This is a genomic window from Exiguobacterium sp. s39, assembly GCF_018618925.1.
GTDB lineage: Bacteria > Bacillota > Bacilli > Exiguobacteriales > Exiguobacteriaceae > Exiguobacterium_A > Exiguobacterium_A abrahamii.
On record NZ_JACSNA010000001.1, the window covers coordinates 764,576 to 784,213 of the forward strand.

Annotated in this window: 18 protein-coding genes; 1 reads left to right on the plus strand and 17 read right to left on the minus strand. The window is 45.1% G+C overall.

Annotated elements, in window-relative coordinates:
• Positions 1-313: 313 nt before the first annotated feature.
• The 15 genes from KNQ11_RS03965 to KNQ11_RS17005 all read right to left on the minus strand — a co-directional run bounded on the left by KNQ11_RS03965 (position 314) and on the right by KNQ11_RS17005 (position 17,539).
• Positions 314-1,492 (minus strand): hypothetical protein, encoded by a 1,179-nt coding sequence (locus tag KNQ11_RS03965; RefSeq protein ID WP_214769785.1) that lies wholly within the window; start codon positions 1,490-1,492, stop codon positions 314-316.
• 394 nt (positions 1,493-1,886) lie between these two features.
• The gene (locus tag KNQ11_RS03970; protein WP_214769788.1) at positions 1,887-2,168 is read right to left on the minus strand and encodes a hypothetical protein; all 282 of its coding nucleotides are present in this window, start codon (positions 2,166-2,168) and stop codon (positions 1,887-1,889) included.
• A gap of 33 nt (positions 2,169-2,201) precedes the next feature.
• On the minus strand, positions 2,202-2,627 hold the full coding sequence (locus tag KNQ11_RS03975) for a hypothetical protein (RefSeq protein ID WP_251139627.1): 426 nt from the start codon (positions 2,625-2,627) through the stop codon (positions 2,202-2,204).
• 402 nt (positions 2,628-3,029) lie between these two features.
• A complete protein-coding gene (locus KNQ11_RS03980) occupies positions 3,030-3,884 on the minus strand; it encodes an NmrA family NAD(P)-binding protein (RefSeq protein WP_167507556.1) in 855 nt (284 codons plus the stop codon).
• 53 nt (positions 3,885-3,937) lie between these two features.
• Complete coding sequence (locus KNQ11_RS03985) at positions 3,938-4,357, minus strand: RrF2 family transcriptional regulator (protein WP_055967752.1); 420 nt, start codon at positions 4,355-4,357, stop codon at positions 3,938-3,940.
• A 36-nt stretch (positions 4,358-4,393) separates the two neighbouring features.
• Positions 4,394-4,687, minus strand: coding sequence for a hypothetical protein (locus KNQ11_RS03990; protein ID WP_149427258.1), 294 nt, complete (start codon positions 4,685-4,687; stop codon positions 4,394-4,396).
• Entirely contained in the window at positions 4,674-5,552 is an 879-nt protein-coding gene (locus KNQ11_RS03995) for an NmrA family NAD(P)-binding protein (RefSeq protein WP_214769791.1), read from the minus strand. The genes KNQ11_RS03990 and KNQ11_RS03995 overlap by 14 nt, the downstream gene beginning before the upstream one ends.
• A 233-nt stretch (positions 5,553-5,785) precedes the next feature.
• A complete protein-coding gene (locus KNQ11_RS04000; RefSeq protein WP_214769794.1) occupies positions 5,786-6,304 on the minus strand; it encodes a hypothetical protein in 519 nt (172 codons plus the stop codon).
• A 20-nt stretch (positions 6,305-6,324) separates the two neighbouring features.
• Positions 6,325-6,795 carry a DUF7878 domain-containing protein gene (locus KNQ11_RS04005; protein ID WP_214769797.1) on the minus strand — a complete coding sequence of 157 codons (471 nt, stop codon included), beginning with the start codon at positions 6,793-6,795 and terminating at the stop codon, positions 6,325-6,327.
• A 28-nt stretch (positions 6,796-6,823) separates the two neighbouring features.
• A complete protein-coding gene (locus tag KNQ11_RS04010; protein WP_214769799.1) occupies positions 6,824-7,717 on the minus strand; it encodes a DMT family transporter in 894 nt (297 codons plus the stop codon).
• A 166-nt stretch (positions 7,718-7,883) separates the two neighbouring features.
• The gene (locus tag KNQ11_RS04015) at positions 7,884-11,612 is read right to left on the minus strand and encodes an ABC transporter permease (protein ID WP_214769802.1); all 3,729 of its coding nucleotides are present in this window, start codon (positions 11,610-11,612) and stop codon (positions 7,884-7,886) included.
• Positions 11,613-11,664: 52 nt separating this feature from the next.
• Complete coding sequence (locus KNQ11_RS04020) at positions 11,665-15,381, minus strand: ABC transporter permease (RefSeq protein ID WP_214769805.1); 3,717 nt, start codon at positions 15,379-15,381, stop codon at positions 11,665-11,667.
• A 210-nt stretch (positions 15,382-15,591) separates the two neighbouring features.
• The gene (locus tag KNQ11_RS04025) at positions 15,592-16,113 is read right to left on the minus strand and encodes a GNAT family N-acetyltransferase (RefSeq protein ID WP_214769808.1); all 522 of its coding nucleotides are present in this window, start codon (positions 16,111-16,113) and stop codon (positions 15,592-15,594) included.
• Positions 16,114-16,128: 15 nt separating this feature from the next.
• Positions 16,129-17,355: an MFS transporter gene (locus KNQ11_RS04030; RefSeq protein WP_214769811.1), complete on the minus strand. Its 1,227-nt coding sequence runs from the start codon at positions 17,353-17,355 to the stop codon at positions 16,129-16,131.
• A 25-nt stretch (positions 17,356-17,380) separates the two neighbouring features.
• Positions 17,381-17,539 carry a hypothetical protein gene (locus tag KNQ11_RS17005; protein ID WP_480002962.1) on the minus strand — a complete coding sequence of 53 codons (159 nt, stop codon included), beginning with the start codon at positions 17,537-17,539 and terminating at the stop codon, positions 17,381-17,383.
• Between the two features lie 502 nt (positions 17,540-18,041).
• On the opposite strand from KNQ11_RS17005, the gene KNQ11_RS04035 reads away from it, so the two are divergent.
• A complete protein-coding gene (locus KNQ11_RS04035) occupies positions 18,042-18,347 on the plus strand; it encodes a hypothetical protein (protein ID WP_214769814.1) in 306 nt (101 codons plus the stop codon).
• 45 nt (positions 18,348-18,392) lie between these two features.
• On the opposite strand, the gene KNQ11_RS04040 is transcribed toward KNQ11_RS04035, so the two are convergent.
• Positions 18,393-18,830, minus strand: a complete 438-nt coding sequence (locus KNQ11_RS04040; RefSeq protein WP_064299957.1) for a hypothetical protein — start codon at positions 18,828-18,830, stop codon at positions 18,393-18,395.
• Positions 18,831-18,977: 147 nt separating this feature from the next.
• On the minus strand, positions 18,978-19,571 hold the full coding sequence (locus KNQ11_RS04045; RefSeq protein ID WP_064299956.1) for a TetR/AcrR family transcriptional regulator: 594 nt from the start codon (positions 19,569-19,571) through the stop codon (positions 18,978-18,980).
• Between the last annotated feature and the right edge of the window lie 67 nt (positions 19,572-19,638).

Consider the following 19,638-nt stretch of genomic DNA (forward strand, 5'->3'; position numbering starts at 1 on the left):
TCAAAAAAATGGTTCCCATACCAAAACAATAAACCAATTCCGATGGACAGAAGGAAGGGATAACTTATAGTTGTACGCAAAGATTTTTCCTCCCTTATGTTTAAATAGCTTTCAAATAAGTATCGGATATATTGGATTTATATTTAACGTAATGTTCTAATGTCGTTCGGATTTTAAAAATAGCTACTATTAAAATATAGAACTTAAAAATAAGCCTAGTTCTCCCAATTGAGTTGATCTAGGCTTACATTTAGTTTGTTATCGTTTTTTATTTTTTGATTTAAACGATTTAAAAGCTTTTTTACTGTCGTGTCTAGTAATTTGAAGCTTTCAAGTTTACAAGATGGTACGTCGTTTTCGTTCCATTCGTGATGATGTACGCCAGTACACCGTCATGGTAAAGAGGAATGGAAACCAACTCTTCAAAGTTAGTCAGAGGAGCGACGGTCTTCGCTTTTAAGTTCGCATACATCAACTGATGGATGCCTTCGCGGAAGATGACTTGTGTATTTGAGAGGAACTGAATGCCGTCGATCGTCGTCTGGGCACTGGAAGCGGAATAGTTCAGCGTCTGTTCGTCCAATCCGATGGGTTGGAATATGGCGTCGCCTTCTGTTCCAAGAGCGAGATAGGTACCGCTGCGACTGAAATCAATTAATCCGGATATCTCTTTTTTGTAGGCACCATCCAGCGTCTCAAGCACACGGACGTTCTTTCCGTTGTTAAAGTGAGACGTGTATAAGGTCACGCCGTCATCGCTATCGCGGTGCTCGTATGTGAATAGACCGTCTCGTACCTTTCCTGTTTTTAAGATGAAGGACTGGAGTGGTGTGATCTTTCCGGTTTTTAAGGAATACGTTTTTATCGTGGAGACCGTTTTTTGTGCAGTCGCTTCTTGCGTGATCCAGGAAACCCGAGTTGACGTAACATCGATTCTCGGAGGGGACGTATCGAAGCGACTTTCACCGACATCGAGCGTCGTCACCTGATTCGTCGTAATCTTCAATTGACGAATCGACCATTTTACACCTGTTTTCGTCGGTTGTTCCGTTTCGACCCATAGTAAAAATTCACCTGTACCCGTCATCATCGGGATTGCATGCTTCGTCGCATGGACGATTTTGTTGTGCTGTCGTTTCGTATCGTATGTATAAATGGTGCTCTTATTTTCTTGTAGATCCAAGTAAAACATCTGGTTTTGATAAGCATACTGTGGATCGATCGAGACACGGTGTTTGCTTAATAAGGAAGAAAGGTCGTACGTTTTCGTTTGACCTAACGTGACGCGCTCCGATTGCTTTTCTAATTCGATTGCTTGTTGGTTCTTGGTGTCGGTCGTTGCTATCTTGGAGGAAGTGTTCACTTGTTCAGATGACGCGACATTTTTTTTTGCTACACGCGGTGTTGCTTGTTCTTCCATCATGGTACAACCCGCTGTCGTCCAAACGATGGTCGAAAGACAAAAGACAGATGCGAATCGATGTAATTTCATATCGGATAGCTCCTTCGAAGATTTTCGGAAACGTAAGTCAGTGCTGCATTTCATGGGAAGAGGGACTCGGACGACGGGTGTGAAGAAATACGAGATACCACCACTTTAATGTGTAGGCGAATAAGAAGACACACATCCATGCCCACGGTCGCAGTGTCGTCAATCCTTCGTAAAAATGTCTGAACTCTGTAATGTCAAGACGGTACATGGAGTTCCAAATGAATAATGCACACAGAAAAAGCATGGCTAACATCGCTCGAATCGATGCTTTTCTCAAAGATGGATGCTTGATCGCGACAAAAATTGCACTGATAAGTGTGATGAAAAAGAAAGCATAGAATAATACCCACACCCACATGTCATTGGTTGGACCCATATGTATTTTCCTCCTCAGTTAATCATGGATGCGTCTAGACGATCTTCTAAACAAAACAGAAAGAATGACATCAATCAGTAAGCCGATCAAGAACCAACTGATCAAGGTCAGGATGTAGATCAGGAACAGCGGGACATGGAAGGAATCTAGCCATGTTCCAAGAAAGGATCTTGATTCAAGAAGCCAGAAGACAGGGCTCGTCAGAAACAATAAGATATTTTTGTCGTCGTAGTCGAAGGCATTGAATAGACAGACGGCAAGTGAGAGCAAGGGAAGCCAAAGTCGAAAACCTGTACGCATTGTTATTCATCTCCTGTTTGAGTGGGGTGGGTTTCATCGGACTTGAATCAAAAAGGCGGATAGACCATCGCCGTGTTCATTCCATCCGGCAACGACCTCATAGGTATACGTACCTTGAGCAGACGGTGCGATAAGAATATCGTTTTTTAAAGCAACCTGTGAACTTTTCGTTTTCGAATCCCAGCGTACGACTTGGAACGTATCGGGTTTACGATCAAACGAGAGATGAATCTTTTCAGAGGGTGAGACAATGACGGGTTTACTTTTTTCAGTCATGTGTAGTGCATCGACATAGATCATGTCCGCACATTGTGCACTGAACAAACTGGACCAGCAATAAGAACCTTGGACAGTTGGAATCGCTTTACCGTTTACTTCGACGTCGGGGTCGTAGGGTTCAATACGGAATGGCTCAAAATAGATAAAAAAAGCAACCACGGCAAGTAGTGAGCCAATCAAAATGAATTTAAGGATACCAGCTCCTCCTTTATTGAATAAATAATAGTGTTAAATCGGTAATTAAAATCAATCAAGTCATATATCATGCAGAAGAATCTTCATATAGAATCATTTTCCACAATAAACTATCAAATCCCTTCAAATGGATGAAGGGATTATGAATGAGGCACACGTGTCTCTTTGAGACGACTAGGTGCAATGAAAGAATAGAGGTTAAGAAAGTAGTTATTTGAACTCCTATACTTTTTTTAGACGACTTCTTAGCGCTTAAAGAGCGTAATATCGATTTTGCGAGGAACCTAAATGAAGTGAAACTAGCTATGGTTCTTCAGAATGGAACATATGACGAAACAATCAGCGTCTTTTGAGGAAGTCATTTTCCTTTTACGAAGAATAGAGGAATCAATGCTTCTCCCAGTGGGCTTGATAATCGAGAATATATTGACTTAGGGGAATCGGCTCGGTGCCAGTCACTTCGCGGAATTGACGATTCGTTCGTTTCGTGAGTCCGAGACTAATCGGGAGGTGTAACATGATGACTTCATTGACGTAGCTTTTCGGATATCCTTTTTGGACCATCTTCATTTGGAAGAATGGAATCGAAGGGTTCGTGTAACGAATCGACTTTCCTAAGAGTAGCGTCATCAGACTTGCAATCTCATGGAAACCGAAAACTTCCTCGCCATGCAACGTATAGACACGATTGAAATGGGGAGCAGGATGTTCGAGGCAATGGATGACGAACGTCGCGATATCCCGGATGTCGATCATGCTTGTCTTCCCAAGACCAGCGGGCGTAACGATCTGCTCGTGAAAACGGATGTCATCACGCATGAAGAGATTCAAATTTTGCATGTAGTATCCGGGACGGATGATCGTAAACGGGATACCGGTCTCTTGAATGATTTTTTCGATCGTATGGTGAGGTGTCAGCGGAAAGACTGGAACATCCTTGAACGAGAGATAAACAATGTGCCGGACTGAGGTGAAGCGCAAATAGCGCAGAAAGAGATGGAACTGTCGTGTTGATACTTGGGACGGATACATCAAAAAGAGTTGATCGACGCCTTTTAACGCTTGTGAAAACGTTGAGATATCGGCGTAGTCCAGGTGACGATAGTGAAAAGCATTGCCGAATTTCTCTGAAGCAGCTGCTGGATCGATGACAGCCGCATGAAAGGGAATATGTCGCTTCATCATTGCATGACCGACGGCTAGTCCGACGTTTCCTGTGAATCCTGTTACTAAAATCGTCATGTGTAACGTCCTTCCTGTACACTTGACTGAACTGCTGTTTGATGAGAAGTAAATCATGATATGTCTAAGAAAAAGTGAGGTGGTAAATCGTCCGCTAATTGCTTTATCGTAACTTGATTGAGCGTATTAAAGAACGAAATCAGTGCAACATCTAATAGTTGATCTAATGCACGTACCTGATAACGCGTTCCCGGGAAAAGCGGACGTTCGAATAATGCGACGACTTCTCCGACCCGGACAGTATGACTCAATGGAAGGAGTTGAACACCACCTTCTCGTCCAGCATGGGTTCGTAAAAGACCTGCTCTTCCTAAAATTGAAATGATCTTCGTAAGATGCTCGTACGAGATGTTACATTGAAGCGAAATATCTCTCGTCTTTACGTATTCTCCTCTTCGTGTCATCGATTTTGAGGTGTGTGCCAAAAAAAGTAATGTCAGTAAGCCATGTTCCGTAGCACGTTTCAACCGCACGATCGCATCTCCTTTCATTTTTGACTGATGATGATTTCAGACAATCAAGAGACAATATCGCGTCATGGAGGAAAAGGGCGCTTTCGTCATGTAAACATGCGTGTAGGAATCATCGAATGTGATCAAAGCAGAAATGAGGTGTGCGCGAATGTACCGACAGGAGAGGCTTCGCCGTTGAGGCGTAATCAGTTCATCTCTTCGAGAGTCGAAGTCGAGCAACAATTGCAATGGGTACTCTGTGAATATCGTCACCTGACAATGAATGCCGAGCCGGTGATAATAATCGACGATGCATTGATGAACGAACAGTGCTCGTTCATGAGTAATCATATGCTTTGCCCTCCTCTTCATTTACCCAATCGGATAGGTGGTCTTTTATATATTGCCGAAGGGTGATCGGTCGTTCACCAATTAGTTCTAGAAAGTGGTTATCCGTCTCATCCGCTAGACCTAATAAGATCGGCACATGAAGTTTGATGATTTCATTGGTTTCTTCGTAAGACAATCCATGTTGCATCATAAAGGACCGGAAAAAATCAATCGACGGGTTCGTATACATGATCTCTGTTTCAAGTTCTTCTCCGAGAAGCCGGGCGACTTCGTAAAAATTGTAAGCCGCTTCACCGCTGATCGTATAGATTTTATTGAAGTGAGTGGCTGGGTTTTCAAGACACGTCATTACGACGGTCGCTACGTCACGGGCATCAATCATGCACGTCTTACCAATTCCTGCCGGTGCGAAGAGGTGTGCATGATCTCGTAACATATCTCGCATGAACATGTTTAAATGCTGCATGTAGTAGCTAGGACGAATGATCGTGTAGGGAATGTCGATTTGGCGAATGACGACTTCAATACGATGATGTGGCGTGAATGGGAGGGATAGAGCGTCTTTGGCTGAGAGGTAGACGATGTGTTGCAGGGCAGTCTGTCTGAGATAATGAATAAAATATTCGAATGTCTCCAAGTCCGCGTTTGCAGGAAATTCGAGAAAGATTTGATCGCATCCTGCGAGTGCCTCTACGAACGTCGAGGCATCTTGGACATCGAATCGACGAAAGTCAAAATGCTCTCCATATAATTCGGAAGCGGCTTGTGGATCGGATACCCCGATGCAAAAAGGCTGTTCTTCCGTGCGCATACGTTGGCTGACGAGCTGCCCGATCGGTGAAGAAAAGTCCGTAATGAAAATCATGGGAAAATTCCTTTCCTCTCTTAGATGAACGAGGCATCACTGATGTTGGAAAGTGGTAAATAAAATACTTGTATTAGTTATATAATACCCTAATTATCTTTCAAATACCGGATAGATAATAGTTCCTGCTAAAAACATAATTAAGTATTCCATTTATTCAATATATGAACCTTAATATTCAAAAAAATTAATTATTAATACTTATGTTTACATATCTAGGTTTATTATGAATATTACTCGACGTACTTGTCGTGAAAGCTATTGTAAAGTTCCGCGTATGTTTCCTTGAGTGACTTAATCGCAGTCGCATCGCCAATAACATCCACTACATCCGTCGACACATACAAAAGGAAATCCGAGTCATGAAAGACGATGTAAGCTGATGTGTGCCCTCGATAGACTTTTGTGCAATAGGAAATGATTTCATTGAGCTCTATATCTTTCACATGTGCATAGACGACACCTTTATGAGCTACTTCATCTTCCACGATATACTCTTTCCAGTTTCGAATCGTGATCGACGAGCCTACTCGTGCCTTTGCTGAATAACGACGAAAACGATGAATGTACGCAGCGACGAATAGAAGATGGATGGATCTGTCTTCTTGAAAAATCGTCTGAAGAATTTCTTTTAACTGCGAAGCATTTAGGTCTTCCATTAAAAAGCGGATACGGCGTTCTGGTGTTGACTGAAAATAGGGTGTTGGCTTCCTGATATTAAGCTCGATCTGGAACTGAGATAAATCAAGCATATAGAAGTCTCCTCATTCTATTAAAGTTTTGGTGACGAATAGGGAATGTGACGGATGAAGACATCCAGCTGAATGTCGAAGTACGCTTCAAGATCGAATCGAAGTTGCCTTTCTAAATCAGACAAGCATGTCACTAAGGTGTCGAGAGGAAAAACAGTGTTCATCCGTTCATCGCCCCAAATCGATTGAATATTTCCTTGATTCGTGGAGGGGACCATCGATACGATTGCCCCTTCTTCATCATGGTCAAACTCCACCGAATAATAATAAAAGGCAGGAATGAATGAAGGCGTCACCAATCTTTTCCACCGATACAACGATTTATAAAACTCGAAGATGGATAACGATGTTTCGAGATATAGTGCATGATCAATGATGATTTTGACATTCGCTTCAATCGACAGAATCGTGGGGATATCCTTTGCTGAAGCATTTGAAATAGCGTTCGGTGAATTTAAAAAATCATACGTACATCTGATTTGAGAAGACACGTTCATCACTCCGGTTCATGAATTGACATTAGCTGAATACTTTATTTCGTTGCCGAAACGGACGAATCCCTAGAGCAATCGAAGCCCCGATGCAACTAAATAGACACCCGATGATTAAAGGAAGAGATAGCGTCGATTCACCGATCAATACTGAAGCAACACCGCCAATTAGCGGAAATAGTGCTACCATATAGCCGCTCTTCGCACCACCGATCCGTTCGACGAGTTTTAAATAAAACAGCCAGGCAAGAAACGATGCGATCACGGTTAAATAGAGTAAGGCAGAAAGATAGGTGACGGTTGTCGGGAGCGTAAGCGGTGTTCCTTGGAACCAGACGATGGCGCCCATCAGTAGACTCGCGACAGTAAATCCGATCGCGTTGGCATGAACCGGGTTGATTCGTTGCTTGGCATTACGCGCTGAATTGGCGTCACCTACTGACGTCAATAGCGTGCCGACTAGAGCAATCAAGACACCTTTCAAATCGGTCAGTCCATGGATGCTACCTAGACTCGGAACAATCAGGACACCGACGCCGATGATACCAAAACATCCGCCAATCCAAACGCGCGCATGGAGGGTCTCTTTTAAAAACAAGCGCAGAGCGATTGGTGTCAGAATGACCTTGAGTGAGAAAATCAATGTCACGATGGCGGCAGAACTTAAGATCGTCGCGTAATAAAGACATAAGTAACTCAGAGCGAAGTTACAGACACCGAATACGACGATGAAAGGCATATCCGTCGCGCTAGGTTTGTTCGTTCGTTTAATGAATAACGCGAATAGGATGAAAAGAACAGCGGTCATCGCTAATCGATAGGTCAGGGATACTTCCAAGGCGACAGGTGTTCCTTGGATTTTGACAGCAATGAAGTTCAGTCCCCAGACGATCAAACAAAATAAATACATGAAATATGTCATGGTTAATCCTCGTTTACGTATTTTCATTTCCAAATCTTTTCCTGTCTATCATCTTAACAAAAATGGTCGTGTAACAAACGATTTCAGTAAAAATCATTTGTCAGCATAAACAAAAAATCACTGACCGTCATACGACAGTCAGTGATCCAATAGATAGAAGCATCAATCATAATTTGATTTTAACGGTGTAGAGAAAACCGGTAAATCCTGTTTTTACGTTCATGACGAAGGTGTTTTCATTTTTCGGTACGATGTAGATGACATCAATTTTTGAGTGTAAAGGAGCGTAGTAACCTAAGCTTTCTGAATAGGCTTTTTTGTTTAGGTTAATCGTTTCTTCAGGCGTGTAGCTTTTCTTGTGACGATCAATCAATGGGAAAGAAGAGGGTTTATAGTCGATATAAGAGTCAGCTGAATCTTCACCCTTTACCTGCATCTCAAGTCTGACAGATACGGCTTGTTTATCTTTCGGAAGATTCTTAAGTGGAACACGTTTCGCCGAACTGACCATGAATCCACGTTCTTTCATTAAATTTTTATCACCAGCATAAGTCTGAAGACCACCTTTATTCATCAGTTCTTCGATGGCGTCTGTATTCGTTTTCTTTGACTGTTTCTTTTGTCCGGTCTTCACGGTGGTTGATGTAACATCTACAGCATCGACTTCGATTTTGACGGTCGTCGGCTTCGCAATGGCTTCGCTTGTCGCGAGAAGAACATACGTATTTTTATCACTTGGAACACGGAACACAAGATCGACGCGAGAAGCGGAAGGTGGGAAATAGCGATAGCCGTCCTTCCAAGCGTCTGGGTTCCGGTTCTCATAATCGACAGCTTCGTATACATTACCGCTTGTATCCTCTAACGTGAATAGATTTGGCTTATAAATAGCATACCCGCCATTTGCGTCTTTATCCTTGTAGTTCTCAAGGATGACGGGAACGGTAACATATTGTTCATCATCAAGAGTTGGTAATTTCAACTCCTTTGGAGGTGATAGGAGAAGTTTATCAACATGGAAAATATTGCTTTTTGTTTTAGGATCTCCCGGATAGGTTTGAACGACTCCACGATTCATTAGTTGATCGAGCTTGCTCGAATTGACTTTTTTCGTAGAGGACGCTTTCTTTTTCTTGTCTTTTACATCTGCCAATTTCGTTCCTGTCGTCTTGACCGTTGGTGCAACTGTTTGTACCGGTTTCGTGGACGCAGGTCCTTCTTCTGTCGTAGCAAAGAAGAATAAGGAAGCGACACCAACGACAAGGGCACCACCAACTGCGGATAAGGCGAGTCGGAAACGTCGTTCCGTCGCTTTCGTATTCGTTGCGACACTTCCAATCGCAGCATTTGGTGTAATGCTGACGGCGCGTTGAGCGGGTAAGAGGGCACCGAGAACTCCCGTGATGGCAGGAATCAACAACATAACACTCAAGAAGCCGAGCTCACCTGTTGGGAACTGGTTATAGACGAAGCCGATCATCGCAAGAGCGATCAGTAAGCCGATGATTCCAGCGAACAGTCCGGTCATCAATCCTTCACTTAAGACGAGCGTCCGGATTTGACCGTTCCGCCAACCAGTTGCCTTCAAGACGGCAAGCTGACTCTTTCGTTCGTTGACGTTTTGCCACATGATCTCCGTCGTCGTCAGGATAGCGATAAGTAAAGCGACACCCATCGCAACATAATGCATCGTGCCGACTTCGAGTGCAACGTATTCGCCGAGCCATGTCGCATACAAGACACCTTTCAGTCGGAAGGTGATGAACAGGAAGAAAATGAACAGACTCGTCGGCAAGGCGATTGCGATTGTCGAGAGGATCGTCCGTTGCCAGTAGGTTGCGAGTTGGTTGATGCTCATCCCAAGGACACTTTGTGCCCGGACGAAGCGACGTCCTTTTGAGACTTCACCAGAACGCATACTTTCGAATGGTTGAATCCGGCGAATGAGCGTCATCGGGACGAGCGTACCGCCCCAGTAAATCAACAGTCCGGCGAGTCCAATCAAGATGATCCGTGATAAGGCAATCGGATGATCCGTCGTTAGCCAGAACGAACCGAGGATCGTCCAAGAAATCAAGGCGACGAGTGTACCGAGTAACGTTGCTTCTAGGAACAGAAGCTTCGAGAGCTGACGTGGACGCCAACCGAGCGACAGTAAGATCGCGAATTCCTTCTTGCGGGCATAGAGTAAAATGATATTTGAACTAAAGACATACACGAGCGCAACAGCGATGACACTTGCGATGATGCCGCTCATGCCGACTTTCGCTTCTTGGAAGATGGCCATCGACGAACCGAGTTTGATCCAAGGTTGCTGGATCCAACCGAGTGCCGATTCACCTTTTAATCCAGGGAGGTATGTCAGCGCAAGCTGTGGCGAGGAGCCGAGCGTGACATCGGTGATCAGACCGGTCTTGTCCTCGATCTCTTGAGCAACAGCTTTCAACTTTTTCTCACTCGTCGCGTTCATCGTCTCGACACCTTTGACGTTGACACGAATGGCAGAGATAGCTTTATCACCACGTAACTTAAAGGCGGCGTCAAGCGTCGTCAGCATCGATGGTGGTTTCGTCAAGAAGTCATACGGATCGTTCGTCGGTTTGACTTCTCGGACTGGATTGACCGGTTTTTCATTCTTGTCCATGACCCATTGGGCTTTCGCCGGGAAATAGGTCTCCATCGGCAGTTCCGTCAATGGGTCTTTTGAGATGTTCAATTTCTTCGGATCAAAGACACCAATGTAGTTCAAATGCATTTTCGGTACTTTATCAAGGTTACCCGTGTTGTCACCGAAGAGACGAGCTTTTCGATACATCGATCGTTTCGAAATGAGGGCGTCCTTATCGACTTCTTGAGGTGTTACTTGATAGGTGAACGGCCAACGTTTGGCAAAGGGACTAGCAATCGTTTGATACTCGACAGACGATGGCTTTAAAAACATCCAGTCAAAGCTACCACTTGCTTTTTCCGGAACCTTATCTTCGAGAATGTTCTTAATAAGTTGCTTTGATGCTTGCTCTGTCGAAATATAGTATTCCTTCGTATCTTTAACAGGAAGCGTCTTGAGATAGGATTCGCCACCTTTTTTCATGATACTGCGCACCGTTTCAACCATTGAATCTTTGACGAGCGGGATATCGACTTTCTCGTAGCGATAGGTCCGCGAAGCATTGACGTATTCCTGACTGTTCATGATCAATGGGATGTCCCAAACACCGTCACCATAATCGTTCACGACATCGTCCTTCGTGAAATAACGACTATGCGCAGCCTTTTTGGTTGCCTGATCGAGTCCAACGAGTTGTGCTTCTGCTTCCGGATCAATCCCGGCAAGCATCACTGCGCTCCCGTAACCGTAGATAGGAAACTCGCCTAATTCTTGCGGTGAAACATCTCGATTCAATCCGTCACTCTCAGGAGGGAACCAACCGGCTCCGGCAAAGAATGAATAAGATTCTGTTTCTTTCTTTAGCCCGGTATCTTGCATATCCGTAAACGAAATTTTGTAAATGCCCGGTTCTTTGAAATTATAGGTATCCGTTTCAGCATTCGTATTGTAGTTCCCAATCATCGCAATCGGTGCTGCGACTTCGACGTCAGCAATCTGCTTGATCGTCTCATATTGTTTGCGGGTGATCCCGCCATCGAGCCCACTCATGTAGTTCGGTTCGAGCAGGTTCAAGTCTTCTGTCACGCTCCGGCTGCCTTCCGGACGAACGACGATATCGTACGATGAGCCCCAGCGTTTTTGCAGTTCATCGACGACCGTTCCGTTGTTGGCTTGCGTCGTACCGATTAAGTAACTTAGTCCGGTACTGACGATCAGGACGCCGACGAGGAGCAGAATGAACCGCTCCTTGTTGCGCCACCAGGAATTCCAGATGAATTTAAGCATCGACAAAACCTCGATTCCTTTCAATGATGGTACGACCCATGTCAAATTCCTCCTAGTGATTAAATGATTGTTTTGTCAGATCGATTTTGACGGTCGTTGGTTTGGGAAAAGCTGGATCAGAAGCGAACAGAACGAATCGCTTCTGATCGATGGGTACTTGATAAACCAACTCCACTCGTGACTTGTACGGTGCGAAATATTGAAACCCGTTTTTCCAGGCTTTCTCATTGCGATTCACATAATCGATCGGTTCATAAACGGTTCCTTGCAAGTCTGTCAAGGCATACCGATTGGGACGATAAGTGATGAATCCTCCCATATCATCCCCTGTATCTTGCATGACGACAGGGATCGTCACGAAACGATAACCAGCACGTTGCTTTAGATTCAGTTCTTTTGGTGTGTCAATCAATGCCTCGACATGAAAACGATCAGATTGATGTTTCGGATTCCCGGGAGTTGTTTGCGTGACACCTCGCCTCATCAATGTTTTTAATTTTTCCGTTTCCTCTGTTGAAGGAGTAGTAGCTGACGCATTCGCTTTTTTGATATCGTCGAGCGTGATCTTGACGGTCGTCGTTTTTTCGACGGCCTCATCTTTTGCAAGCAAGACGAACACCTTTTGGTCAACCGGTACTTGGTAAACAAGATCGACCCATGATTTTTTCGAATTGATGTATTTGAATGCATTTATCCAAGCCGTTTTATCGTGATTGACATAATCGACGGGAGTAAACTCTTTTCCGTCAAGAGCAATCAACGAGAAGGTTTGTGGTCGATACGACGAAAACGAACCTGCAGCTAATTCATCCCGGTTATGAAGGAAAACTGGAATCGTCACGAAACGATATCCTGACTTCTCCTTGAGCTTTAACTCTTTTGGTGTTGAAACGAGCTTTTTAACAGAGAAGTCATAATTCTTCGCCGCCGGGTCACCCGGGTACGTCTGAATAGCGCCTGCGTTCATCAATTGCTCCAGTGCCGTGTTGTCTTCGGCAGTATGTTTCTTATCGTCAGGATCTTGAGCGAGATTTTTTAATTTTTGTCCGGTCGTTTGTACTTTTGGTGTCGTTATTTCTTTTTGAGCCGTTCTCGTTTCAGGTGCAGCGAGGAGGAATAAACTCGTCGTTCCGATGACGAGCGTAGCAGCGATGCTACCGAGTGCCCATTTGAAGCGACGTTCGGTCAATTGTTGATTATCGTTTACGCCACCGATGGCTGCATTCGGCGTGATCCGCACAGCACGCTGTGCAGGAAGCAAGGCACCAAACACACCAGTCGTTACCGGAATCAGGAGCATAAGACTTAAGAAACCGAGTTCACTGGATGGGAACTGATTATAGACGAAGCCAATCATTGCTAAGGCAACAAGTAGACCGACGATTCCAGCGAAGAGTCCAGTCATCACACCCTCGCTTAAGACGAGAAGTCGGATTTGACCGTTCCGCCAACCGGTTGCCTTCAGGACGGCGAGTTGATTCTTTCGTTCGTTGACGTTTTGCCACATGATCTCGGTCGTCGTCAGGATAGCGATGAGTAGGGCGACGCCCATTGCGACATAATGCATCGTACCGACTTCGAGCGCGACATATTCACCAAGCCAGGTCGCATATAAGACGCCTTTCAGTCGGAACGTGATGAACAAGAAGAAGATGAACAAGCTCGTCGGTAAGGCAATTGCGATGATGGACAGAAGCGTGCGTTGCCAGTAAGTCGCGAGTTGGTTGATGCTCATTCCAAGAACACTTTGTGCTCGGACGAAACGACGTCCTTTTGAGACTTCGCCAGAGCGCATGCTTTCAAATGGTTGAATGCGTCTGATGAGTAACGTCGGAACAATCGTACCGCCCCAGTAGATCAAAAGCCCGGACAATCCGATCAAGATGATGCGTCCGAGGGCAATCGGGTGATCCGCTGTTATCCAAAATGATCCAAGAATCACCCAGGCGATGAGTGCGACCAGCGTTCCAAGAAGTGTTGCTTCTAGGAAGAGGAGTCTGGATAGCTGCCGTGAACGCCATCCGAGCGAGAGTAAAATCGCGAATTCTTTTTTTCGAGCATAGAGCAAGATGATGTTCGAACTGAAGACGTAGACGAGCGCGACAGCGATGACGCTCGCGATGATGCCACTCATTCCGACTTTCGCCTCTTGGAAAATCGCGATCGACGACCCGAGTTTGATCCACGGTTGCTGGACCCAACCGAGTGCCGATTCTCCTTTTAGACCGGGTAAATACGTCAAGGCGAGTTGCGGGGAGGAACCGAGTGTGACGTCCGTGATCAGACCCGTCTTATCCTCGATTTCTTGTGCGACAGCTTGCAATTTTTTCTCACTTGTTGCGTTCATCGTCTCGACCCCTTTGACGTTGACGCGAATCGCAGAAATTGCTTTATCCCCGCGTAACTTAAAGGCAGTATCGAGTGTCGTCAGCATCGATGGTGGTTTCGTCAGGAAGTCATAGGAGTCGTTGGCGGGCTTGACGTCACGGACTGGATTGACCGGACGATCATTTTGATCCATGACCCACTGTGCTTTTGCCGGGAAGTAAGTTTCCATTGGAAGTTCAGTCAACGGATCCTTTGAAACAGCGAGCTCCCGTGGGTTAAAGACACCGATAAAGTTGAGATGGACTTGTTTCCATCCTTTAAAACCACCTTCGAATTCACGTGCTTCGCGATACATGCTTCGCTTGAAGAGTAAGGATTCCTTGGCGACCTCTTTTGGTTGAACTTGGTAGGTAAAGGGCCAACGGGAACCGTACGGACTTTTAATTGTTTTGTATTCAACCGGTGAAGGTTTCAAAGTAATGGAAGACAGTGAATCACTATTGTTCGCATCGCCTGTTGATAAGGTGTTTTTAAGGATACCGTCCACCAACTTTTTTTGGACGTCTTGAGTCGTGATCGAATAGGAGGTAGGCTCTTCTACTGGTAGTTTACTCAGGTATGTTTTCCCACCTTTTTGTTCAATCTTTTGGACCATGTCTGCAACGCCTGTTGCAGTGAACGGAAGCTCTACCTTTTCATATGTATAGGTGCGCATCGCATCGACGTATTCGCGAGAGTTCAATAGAATCGGAATCTGCGTCGCTTGATCACCGTACGAAGCGGGAAGATCCGTTTCGCTGAAGAAACGGCTATACGTTCCGGTAGTGGTCGCTTTTTTCAAACCGACGAGCTGGTCTTCAGCAGCAGGATCGATTCCGGCAATCATGACTTCTGAGCCGTAGTCATAGAGGGGTTGTTCACCAAGTTTTAAAGGGGAGACGCCTGTGCGCGTTGCATCACCCATTGGTTCCCAGCCAGCAGCAAGAAACGTTGTCATGGTATAAGATTCGTTTTGGAGTCCCGTATTTTGAGAATCCTTGATTTTCAAGCGGTAAATCCCTTCTTCTTGAATCGTATGGGTACCGACGCTACTCGATGTCGATGTATAACCAATCATCGCGATTGGTGCTGCGACTTCGACATCAGCAATCTGCTTGATCGTCTCGTACTGCTTGCGGGAAATCCCACCGTCGAGTCCGCTCATATAGTTCGGTTCGAGCAGGTTCAAGTCTTCCGTCACGCTCCGGCTGCCTTCCGGACGGACGACGATATCGTACGACGATCCCCAGCGTTTTTGCAGTTCATCGACGACCGTTCCGTTATTGGCTTGCGTCGTACCGATCAAGTAACTCAGTCCGGTACTGACGATCAGGACACCGACAAGTAGCAGGATGAATCGCTCTTTGTTGCGCCACCAGGAATTCCAGATGAATCTCAGCATGTACTATTCCTCGCTTTCGTTTGATTTGAAGAAAATTGTGTAATGTGACCTCCTTATCACTTATGTACATATCCATATATTTCTTTTTATTTTTCTATTATATACAAATAATAGTGAATTGACTAAAAAATCTGTTAATTAGGTATGTTCGTTTTTAATAGATTAGAAAAAGCACCTCACGAAGGAGGTGCTACATCAGGAGTAATTCTTTTAAGCATAGAGTGGGCTACATTTCCGCATGATGATTTCGTCGAACGAACGCCCTTCATAGGATACAGCATCAGGAATCGTTTCTACGATGTCAAAGCCAACTTTTTTATACGAAGCGATGGCTCGCTCATTATGCGAAAACACTTCAAGTTCAAGTTGATGAAGTCGAAGTTCCTCGAAACAAAACCGGATGATACACGCGATCGCTTCTGTCCCGTATCCTTGACCGGTCCAGGGGAGGGCACGCATCGAAATACGAAAGCCCGCTTGTTTCAACTCTGCCTCAATGTCTAAAATGGAACATTCACCAATTATTTCACCGGAATTCAAACAGATAGCGAAATCGAAGCGCGATGGATCAGCTTGAATCGAAAGAATGTGCTGTTCAATCTGTTCAATCGAAAACGTTGCTGTCGTACCAGTCAAATAACGTAATGTCTCATCCTGGGTTTGTTCGAATAAGACGTGTGCATCGGTCACGTCAAGCGGACGGAGGAAAATTCGTTTTGCGGTCAGGTTCATGAATACCTTCCTTTCTCATGACGAAAGCTGGATCGTTTCGTCCGTTTCCGTCGTAAAATGATGCCGTTTCGTTCGATCCTGGACGATCCAAACGATCCATCCACCGATGAACAGGAAGCTGACTGCAGCGACGGTATACGTCAAGCGGATCGAGGTCTCCGCATAGAAACCAATCAACGCCGTCAAGAGAATGACACCAGCTGACTGCACGACGTGGATGCTACTGAGGAATCGTCCCATCGATTCGACCGGAATGTGCGTTTGAGCGAACGTCATGAAGCCGGTGTTCGCAAACGCGAGGGCAAACGTCAGCAAGAAAAAGCCGATTGCTGCCGTCAGGAACGACGTCGCTGTGGCAAAGATCACATAACCGATCGGTGTCATCAGTGCTCCGAATTGAATCAAGAAGCGGAGCGACAAGCGATGCGTGAAGATCGCATTGATGGCAGAACCACAGATGATGCCGATTCCAGCGATACTGACGAGAAATCCATACGTGCTTTCATCCAGTTGCAACACGATCGTCGCAAACGAGGCTTCGAGCGAATCGAGTCCGCTCATCAGGACGATCATCAGCGCATAGAAGGCGTAGACGAGCGTGACGTAGCGCCGAGTCCGTGCAAACTGAAGCGTCTCTTTCCAGTCCGCAAGAATCACTTGGAGTGAGAAGGACGTCGCTGGAGTCTCTGCCTGGCGGACGTCGGGCAAGACGAATAGTAAGGCAGCAGAACACAACAACGCTCCTGCATTCAGGATGATTGCCGTCTCCGGAGAACCGATTAAAAATAAAAATCCAGCAATCGACGGTCCGAGAATAAAGCCTGCCGACTGAATAAAGTTTTTCAACGCATTGAACCGTTGGCGACTCGTCTCCGGGACGAGCTTCGTCATGTAGATCAATGACGATGTCTCGAACAGCGTGTTGCCGATGTTCAGGATAAAGACAAGGGCATAGAGGACATACAACGAATCGATCAGTGTCAGTGAAAAGACGAGCCCGGCACGCGAGACGTCAAGCATGACGAGCAAGCGGCGCTGATTGATCCGATCGACGACACTACCGGACCAGAGGCTCGTCAACAGCGCGGAGATCGGCAACAGAATATAGAGAACGGAGACGGCGAACGCTGATCCCGTTCGTTCAAGGACAATTAAATTCAAGGCGATGAAGTAGACCCAAGCGCCGATGTTCGAGACACCAACACCAAGTAATAGCAATCCAGGGTATTTCCAATTCGACATATGACACACTCCTTTTTACTGTTTTTTAAGCCAATAAAAAAATCCCACCTCCAAGACGTTGGTCTTGGGGACGAGACTGTGCGTGTCGTGGTGCCACCCCTGTTCGCGAGACCGTCACCGGTATCGCCTTCATCGGTACGACCGTTTTCAAACGGCAAATACCTGAGCTCGATAACGGGAGCACCCGTCACGATATCCCCGATTCGGTTCCACCGTGCTGCTCAGAGGCTTGGTTCGGTCAATGGCTGATGCTCCTTTCCACCAATCGGAGCTCTCTAGGAAAAGCCGAGATGACGTACTGTTCTCTTCGACGCGTTTAATTCATATGATTTGTCTCATCCTAGCATATACAGAATGAAACCGTAAAGAATTTTATCAATTTTTTACAATTATTGAAAATGATACATAGATATCAGAATTAGAAAAAGCGAACTAAATGGTAAAAGATGTAACAGGTTGTATGATACATTGTCATACTCACACGTTCACTTTCAAGAAAGTCGTACGAAAGGAGGGAAAGAAATGAAACGTTTGATTTTTTCATATCTCCACTCCTTGTTCTAACCGGAGCTGTCTTTTTCACGACGTTCCGTCCAGTCGAGCAAGCAATCTATTTCTTAATCTTATTTTTACTGACCTGTCAATCAGCGATGATTCTAGTGGAGCGTTTCGTCAAACGTCATGATGTGATCCGTCGACTAAATACGATCCATCCACTTATCGGAATCGTAATGGGGACAGTTGTGCTTGCCGTATTAGTCGGTGGTCTAGCACCTTCGTTGACGAATCCGAGTCTCGTTGGTCTTCTCGTCATCTTCCTTTCCATGTATAGCGTAATCCTCGTTCTCGGTTTCATCATCAGTTGTTTCTTCGAAGGCATTACGCGTCAACCGAAGGATCAATTGATTCGCCCAGTCTTTCTGTTCATCGGAACAGGCTATCTCATCTTGACCGTCTTCGGAATTTTGCAACTTTATCACCAAGCAGGATGAAATAACCCCCTTGACGTACGATGACATCAAGGGGGTTATTTGTTTTTACTGCACTTTCAGTAAGAATCCGAATTGTCCGTCTCCTTGTTCCCAGCGCGAGTTTAGTTCGTACGCATAGAGGCCAGGTTCTGTCGGGGCGTTGAACTGATCTTTTTTCAAAGCGACAGGGGATTCCTGTTTTTGATCATCCCATTGTGATAGTTTTACGCTTTTAAGATCACCAGATAATTCGACACGGACGGGTGCTCCAGCAGAGACGGTAACTGGCGTTTTCCCTTTTGCTAGGTCAAGACCGTCACGGTACGTCTTATCGACACATTGACTGCGGAGTAAGCTATCCCAGCAATAAGATCCTTGGACAGTCGGAACATCCTTTCCTTTTGCCTCGACTTCGGGATTAGGTGGCGCACCACGGAACGGTTCGAAAACGATGATGCAAACGACGAGGATCAGTAGAACGGCTAATGTTAGACCACGTTTCATGAGACACCCCCGATGGATTTTCTTTATTTTACCAAAATATAGAAAGGCAACATTGCTGCCTTTTCAATTGAGGTCATTCATTTTTTCAAAAACCGTAGGCGATGTCGTTTCCTAGTTAGGTTTTATCACTCTCAAGTCAAACCGTATTTATCGAGGTGAAATTCCTTTGATGATTACTTCTGAGAAATTCGACGTGTAAGGTAAGAGTTGCTCGTAAATCTGGGGATGTGACAGGCCTTCCGCAAGTGTTTGGAAATAGAGTAGCAAAAATTCATCGGAATACTTCAAGTCGATCTTCTGTTCCTTACGACCACGGTGAAATAAATCGAGCATCATCGCGTGACTATCACTTGCGAATTTCTCCATTAATACTGACAAGCCATCATCCTGTTTCGTTGTGATTTGTTGCATCATCTCAAGATAAAACGATTCATCGAGATCCTTCAGAAATCGTAATTTATTGAAGCTGATTTCAAGAAGCGTTTTTTCGAAAGACTCATTTTTGGATAAGATGACTTCTACGGATGTACTCATCTCCGTAATGAACCGTTTGTACACTTCTTGGACCAATGCCTCTTTATTACCGAAGTATTTGAAAATCGTCGTTTTGGCGACATTTGCCTGTTTGGCAAGTTCATCGACTGTCATTGTCTTATGACCATCTTGTTGATTCATTAAGCGAAACGCTGTATCGAGAATCTGTTTTTTCTTTTCTTCCGTTCGTTTTTCAAAACCATTCATTTGTCTCACCTCTTATAAAAAATACTTCTCCCTCTAGTGTAATGGATTAGAAATGGACTATCAAATT